A 258-nucleotide genomic window follows, 5' to 3' on the forward strand; every position below is an offset into this window, starting at 1 on the left:
CCCTTCCTCCTGAACCATCTGCTCAATCCGGCTGCACACATAAGCAGCCTCCCCGGCCGAACCACAGCTCGTATATATCACCACATGGTCCGCGGGCCTGTCCCAGACATTTCCATAATAACGGTACAAGTTCTGCTCCAGGAAATCCAGGTCCGGGCTGTCCAAGAACCGCCATGCAGGCCTGCGGCTGCAGATAACATCCGGTTCCTTGGCAATCCCATGGTGCCTTGCCGTGTAATCCAGCCTGCACACCGTGTG

1 protein-coding gene is annotated in these 258 nt (G+C 57.4%); it reads right to left on the bottom strand.

Going from position 1 to position 258, the window contains the following annotated elements; all coding sequences use genetic code 11:
* Positions 1–258 (bottom strand): hypothetical protein (locus tag LK536_RS58840; protein WP_506092339.1); only part of this gene is annotated, 258 nt, incomplete at both ends.

Source organism: Clostridium pacaense (assembly GCF_020709765.2).
GTDB lineage: Bacteria > Bacillota > Clostridia > Lachnospirales > Lachnospiraceae > Enterocloster > Enterocloster hominis.